This window comes from Collinsella sp. TM06-3 (assembly GCF_003436395.1).
Taxonomy (GTDB): Bacteria; Actinomycetota; Coriobacteriia; order Coriobacteriales; family Coriobacteriaceae; genus Collinsella.
Window position 1 is genome coordinate 1 of sequence record NZ_QSPG01000041.1, and the last position, 6,176, is coordinate 6,176.

Consider the following 6,176-nt stretch of genomic DNA (forward strand, 5'->3'; position numbering starts at 1 on the left):
ACGGGGTTGTTGCCGAGGGCGTTGCCGCCGAGGGCGACGACGATGCGGTCGGGCTTACCGTACGGTTTACTCATAGTATTCGTTCACTTCCCAGCTACTAGCGAAGCGTCGCGTACATCATGGCCTTAATGGTATGCATGCGGTTCTCGGCCTCCTGGAACACACGAGACTGCGCGCTCTCAAAGACCTCGTCGGAAACCTCCATCTCGGTCACGCCGAACTTCTCGGCAATCTCGGCGCCGATGGTGGTCTGCGTATCGTGGAAGCTCGGCAGGCAGTGCATAAAGATGGCGCCGGGGTTTGCCTTGGCCATGACCTCGGGCGTTACTCGATAGGGAGAGAGAAGATCGATTCGGCTCTTCCACAGCTCCTCAGCCTGGCCCATACCGACCCAAACGTCCGTATAGATCACGTCTGCATCCTTGACGCCCTCGTCGATATCCTCAGTGAGCTGGATCGTGCAGCCATTCTGAGCGGCGATCTCCTGGCAGCGCTCAAGAAGCTCGGGATCGAAGTGCGTGGCGCCCTCGACATCGCCCTTGGGTCCGCAGGAGCAGAAGTTAATGCCGAGCTTGGCGCAGATAACCATCAGGGAGTCGCTGACGTTGCCCTGCTCCTTGCCCATATAGGTGAGCTTCATGCCGCGCGTGTCGCCAAACTCCTCACGCATGGTAAGAATGTCGGCAAGGGCCTGGGTGGGATGGTACTCGTTGGTCAGACCGTTCCAGACGGGAACGCCAGCCTTGGCGGCAAGCTCCTCGACGATCGACTGGTCGGAGCCGCGATACTCAATACCGTCATACATGCGACCGAGCACGCGGGCGGTATCCTCGATGGACTCTTTCTTGCCCATCTGCGACGAGCCGGGGTCGAGGTAGGTCACACCCATACCCAGGTCCATACCGCCGACCTCGAAGGCACAGCGCGTGCGCGTTGAGGTCTTCTCAAACAGCAGGACAATGTTCTTGCCCTCGAGAAAGCGGTGCGGATAACCGGCGCGCTTCATATCCTTGAAGTTCTTTGAGAGGTCGAGCATGTACTCGATTTCCTCGGACGTAAAGTCAAGCAGGGTAAGAACGCTTCGACCAGAAAGATTAAGAGCCATGATTTGAGTCCTTTCGGTTGTTGGAACACACAAGGAGGGATGGGCGGCGCAGACGCACACGCGCCGCCCAGATACGCTAACGCTGACTAGATTTCCTCACGCCAGAACGGCATGGTCATGCAGCGCGGGCCGCCGCGACCGCGAGAAAGCTCCTCGGAGGGGGCGACGAGCAGCTCGACGCCGGCCTTGTAAAGAGCATCGTTGGTGACAACGTTGCGCTCATACACGCAGACCTTGCCCGGTGCGACCGCAAGAGTGTTGGAACCATCGTTCCACTGCTCACGGGAAGCCTCGATCGGATCGCCACCACCGCACTCAATCATGGTGATGTGGTCCATACCCGTCGCAAGCTCGAGAATATGCTGCAGGGTGCCCTCGAGCTCCTCGATATGCACCTCCCCCTCCGAATCGCCCTTGGTCAGGCGGTAGGCACGAAGCGTCTGGTAGATGCCGGGATAGACCGTGAACTTATCGCGATCGACCTGCGTGCAAACGGTGTCGAGATGCATGTAGGCATAGCCGTGCGGAATCTTGATGGCATAGATGTTCTCGATTTCGGCCTCATCAGAACCCCAGAACATATTCTTGGCGAGCTCATCGATGGCCGCAGTCTGGGTACGCTCGGAAATACCGATGGCGAGCGTCTTGGCGTTGATGTTGAGAATATCGCCGCCCTCGATATGCCACTCGCTATTGTGGTCGTACCAGATGGGGCTACCGGCGTAATCGGGATGGTTGCGGAGCACCGTTTCGTAGAAGATTACCTCGCGATTGCGCTGATTCCAGTACATGCGGTTCATGGTAGCGCCCTTGCCCACGACAGCCAGGGGATCACGGGAGAAATACGAGGCGGGCATGGGGAAGAGGACCATGTCGTCGCCCTTCAGCTCATCGCCGTCCAAGCTGGCAAGAGAGCCGCCGACATGCGGGATCTCGAGGTCGCGCACATACAGTCCGCCCATAGCCGTGAGGACAAATTCCTTGTTGTCCTTGATGGAATCGAGCTTCTCGACAACGGCCTGGCGAAGGGCCGCGTTGGAGATGCCGGACTCCCCCATGAACTTCGTCATGAACTCTGCGCGAGTGCCCTCGACTTTGTCAAACGTCTCAGCGAGCAGCTCTTCCATATAGACGACCTCGGCGCCAGCGCCGCGAAGAAGGTCGGTAAACTGATCGTGCTCTTTCTGGGCATAGTCCAGATAGAACGCGTCGTGAATCCAAACGCGGTCGAAATCCTCCGCCTTCATGTTTACAAGATCCATACCGGGGCGATGGACGCACACCTTCTTGAGGGCGCCAATCTCGCTATGAACGTTCAGTCCTTTGTTCATCTCTATCCTTCTTTCTCACAACTTGTATGTGGGGTTTTGCATTTACGGCAGGGGGATAAGACCCGAAACCGCAGTGAATGCCATGCAGATAACGCTTACGACCAGGAAGAATTTCCAAGCGACCTTCCACCACTGGCCAAGCGGAATCTTACAGACGCCAAGACCGGCAACGAGCATCGCGCTTGTCGGCGAAATGAGAGACATGGCAGCACTGCCCATGGAAAGGCCGGTAACTGCAGCCTCGGGGTTTAAGCCCATCAGCTCAACAAGCGGACCGAAAATGGGAATCGTAAGAGCAGCGATGCCCGAGGAGCTCGGAACGAGGATCGACAGAAGGTTATCCACGACGTAGAGAATGCTCGTAAAGATAACTGCCGGAACTCCAGAGAGAGCCGTGGCGAGCGTGTTGAGAATCGTATCGATGATGAGGCCGTCATTGGCGATTACGAGGATTCCGCGGGCGAGGCCAACAACGATGGCAGAGAACGCGAAGTCTGCAATTCCCTTAACGAACTCGCCAGCGATCTCCTTCTCATTCATCCCGGAAACAACACCCGAAAGAAGAGCCATGGCCAAGAAAATCGCAGAGATCTCGTTCATGTACCAGCCCTGGGTTACCAGACCCCAAATGATAGCGCCAAGTCCAAGCACGAAAATAACCATGACGGCTTTTTGCCTAGCGGTGAACTCGCTATCGAGGAGATTCTCGTCCGCGCCAAACTCTTTGCGCTTCTCGATATCATCGTGGAAAGCTGGGGATGCCTCGGGATTCTTCTTAACCTTGAGGGCATACATCACAACCCATGCGATGGCAACTGCCGTGAGCACGACAAGGGCGATAGTACGCAACCAAAGCTGGGGGTTGCCCTGGATACCGAGGATGCCCTGGGAAATCAGGACGTTGAACGGGTTAACGGTAGATGCGATGTATCCGATACGGGCACCCACAAACACCGTCATGAACGCTGTAATTGAGTCGAAGCCCATGGCCATCATGATCGGCATAAGAATCGCAAAGAACGGAAGCGTCTCCTCTGCCATACCAAAGGTGCTGCCGCCCAAGGCAAAAAGCGCCATTAGGATCGGAATGATGAGGACGTCCTTGCTCTTGAACTTCTTCACCACTCGGGCGACGCCGCTCGTGATGGCTCCGGTCGCCGTGATGACCTGGAAGGAACCTCCCACGATCATAATGAATGCAACGACCTCGACCGCTTGCTGGATGCCGATCGCAGGGGCCTCAAGTACTTCGAAGATGCCTTGGCGAAGATCGACCTCGTTGCCGTCCTCGTCCGTATAGACCTTATCGACAGGCTCATAGGTGCCCGAGACCGTTACCTCGCGACCGTTAACCTCCTGGCGCTCAAACGAACCCGAAGGCACGACCCAGGTCAGAACGGCAAATACGGCCATCAAGACGAGAATGATGGTGTACACGTGCGGGACTCGAAGAGTGCGCTTCTTTTCTGTCTCTGCCATCTCTCCTCCTTAATTCAGGGGTTTTTCGTTGCCGGCAAAGCCATTGTGTCATCGCGCAAAACACCCTTCCGTCTCTTCGCCCGCCAACGAAGCGCATCGACCCGTAAACGGACTTTAGATTGACGTAATTTTTCAATTTGCTTTCTAGATTGATGTTTAACATCAATTACTAAGCCGGTTCGTGCCATTCACCTGTGACAGATATGATGTAAATTGAATCGAACTCGTAATGTGCCACTATGGAAGCAATCAATACTCATCGCCAAAGCGAGGTCTTATGTCCGCACTACATGTTCAAAACGAAATAGGAAAGCTAAAAAAGGCCCTCCTGCACTGCCCCGGCCCCGAAACGCGCAACTACCCCGACGGGCAGTTCAATCGGGTCTTTACGTTGCGTCCGTCTAGCAGCTCATTCGATCTTGATAAAGCCCTTAGGGAGCATCATGCTTACTCGGCGATGCTCGAGCACGAAGGGGTAGAGATTCTCTATCTTGAAAACCTTCTTACCGAAGCCCTTGATGCGACAGAGCAAGCGCGTCGCTCTTTTATCGATAGCTACATTTCAGAATGCGGCGCGCGGGGCATTGAGCTCGAGTCTGCCATTCGCGAGTATCTTGAGCATATCGAAGGTTCCCGCGACCTGGTCCAGGCAGCCGTCAACGGCGTTCGCTACTCCCAGGTCTTCGACACGAACAAGGAGGTGTTCAGCCTCTCAAAGCTGACGGGAGACGCATACTCACCCGACGACCTTCTCATAGCCCCCCTTAACACCATGTGGTTCACGCGCGATCCAGCAAGCGTCATCGGCGAAGGTGTCACGCTCAACCATATGTACTGGCCAGAGCGCAACCGTGAGGTTATCGCCTATAAAACGATTTTTAACTATCATCCGGATTTCCGCGAGACTCCTCAGTTCTTCAAGCATGAATCGACTTACCACATTGAAGGCGGCGACCTTCACAACCTCAACAGCGAAAATGTAGCCGTTGGCATCTCTCAACGAACCGAGCCAGCAGCTATAGACACCCTAGCGAATAACTTGCTCTGGGACGAGAACTCGACTATTGAGTCCGTATGGGCCATTGAGGTTCCCTACGATGATCTCTGCATTCATCTCGACACATACTTTGCTCGTGTTAACTATGAGACATTCCTCATTGACCGGGAGCTCCTGGACCAAGCGCGAGTCTACTGCATTACACGAGGCAGATCGGAAAGGACAACCCGGGCGCGTCATGTCGAAGGCGGACTAAAAGAAGCGCTGGGATTAGCCCTGGGTTTAAGTTCACCGCAATTTATCCCTTGCGGCGGCTCAAATCCCGGAGCGGCAGAGGTCGAAAGAACCAACAATGCCATAAGCACCCTTTGCCTGGAGCCCGGCAAGGTCTGCGTATACGAAGAGAACACCGAGACTAACAAGGCACTGGAGCAGGCCGGTATTGAACTTGTTCCCATCTCTATCTTTGAGCTGACAAACGGCTTTGGCGGCCCCAACTGCCTCTGCCTTCCCCTCGTCCGCGCTTCATAACATGGGAACGGGTCAAAACATAAAGGCGCTTCGCAAGCGCGACCAGCTCACGCAGGAGGAGTTCGCGGCACTTGTCGGCGTCTCCAAAGAAACGGTATGCCGTTGGGAAAAGGACCGCTATGCCATCCGCCGGTCGACACTGCTCAAGATCGTTTCGAAATTCAATCTGCAGTTTGACGACCTCGCATCGGAAACCGCAGGGCTTGCCGCAAAGCTCGACCACGAGGGGCGGAAGGGGGAATCCAAGGAAACTACTACTGACTCCCTTTGTGATGTATTTAAAATTCAGATGAATGGAGGCAGAACGGGACTCAAGCAGACCGGAACAACGGCGCTCCCCTCATCCGTATTCAAAAACCATCGCGGGTGCTTCTTTGTTCAAATGGACACATCTGCCATGTCCAAATGCTATCCGATAGGATCCCTTCTCCTAGTGGACCCCAACCTGAAACCCTGGAACGGATGCTCCGTCCTCGCCTTGGCCGATAATTCCAGAATGGTCATACGGCGATATAGCACCGGCACGAACACCGTGATGCTGTCATCTTACTCATATCGCACGTCGGAACCGGATATTGTGCTGGACAAACGCCGAATCAGGATTCTCGGAGTCATCGTCTGGTTTCAGGCATCCCATGACCTGAGCATCTAACCAAATTTGCTCTTGTTTACCCCCTGCACACATCTCAAACAGCAAAAGCCCCGCAGCCGGAGCGGACTGCGGGGCTCATGA

The 6,176-nt window shown here is 55.2% G+C and carries 5 protein-coding genes; 2 read left to right on the plus strand and 3 right to left on the minus strand.

Annotated features, from left to right (window positions below; genetic code table 11):
- Positions 1-97: 97 nt before the first annotated feature.
- From argF to DXD56_RS09825, 3 genes are all read right to left on the minus strand, one after another.
- A complete protein-coding gene (gene argF / locus DXD56_RS09815) occupies positions 98-1,105 on the minus strand; it encodes an ornithine carbamoyltransferase (RefSeq protein WP_117584179.1) in 1,008 nt (335 codons plus the stop codon).
- An 86-nt stretch (positions 1,106-1,191) separates the two neighbouring features.
- Positions 1,192-2,436, minus strand: coding sequence for an arginine deiminase family protein (locus tag DXD56_RS09820; RefSeq protein WP_117641075.1), 1,245 nt, complete (start codon positions 2,434-2,436; stop codon positions 1,192-1,194).
- A gap of 42 nt (positions 2,437-2,478) precedes the next feature.
- Positions 2,479-3,915, minus strand: a complete 1,437-nt coding sequence (locus DXD56_RS09825) for a YfcC family protein (RefSeq protein WP_199411584.1) — start codon at positions 3,913-3,915, stop codon at positions 2,479-2,481.
- A 277-nt stretch (positions 3,916-4,192) separates the two neighbouring features.
- Between DXD56_RS09825 and DXD56_RS09830 the strand changes: the two genes are divergently transcribed.
- Positions 4,193-5,443 carry an arginine deiminase family protein gene (locus DXD56_RS09830; RefSeq protein WP_158549404.1) on the plus strand — a complete coding sequence of 417 codons (1,251 nt, stop codon included), beginning with the start codon at positions 4,193-4,195 and terminating at the stop codon, positions 5,441-5,443.
- A 1-nt stretch (position 5,444) separates the two neighbouring features.
- Complete coding sequence (locus DXD56_RS09835; RefSeq protein WP_117641077.1) at positions 5,445-6,095, plus strand: LexA family transcriptional regulator; 651 nt, start codon at positions 5,445-5,447, stop codon at positions 6,093-6,095.
- Positions 6,096-6,176: the final 81 nt, after the last annotated feature.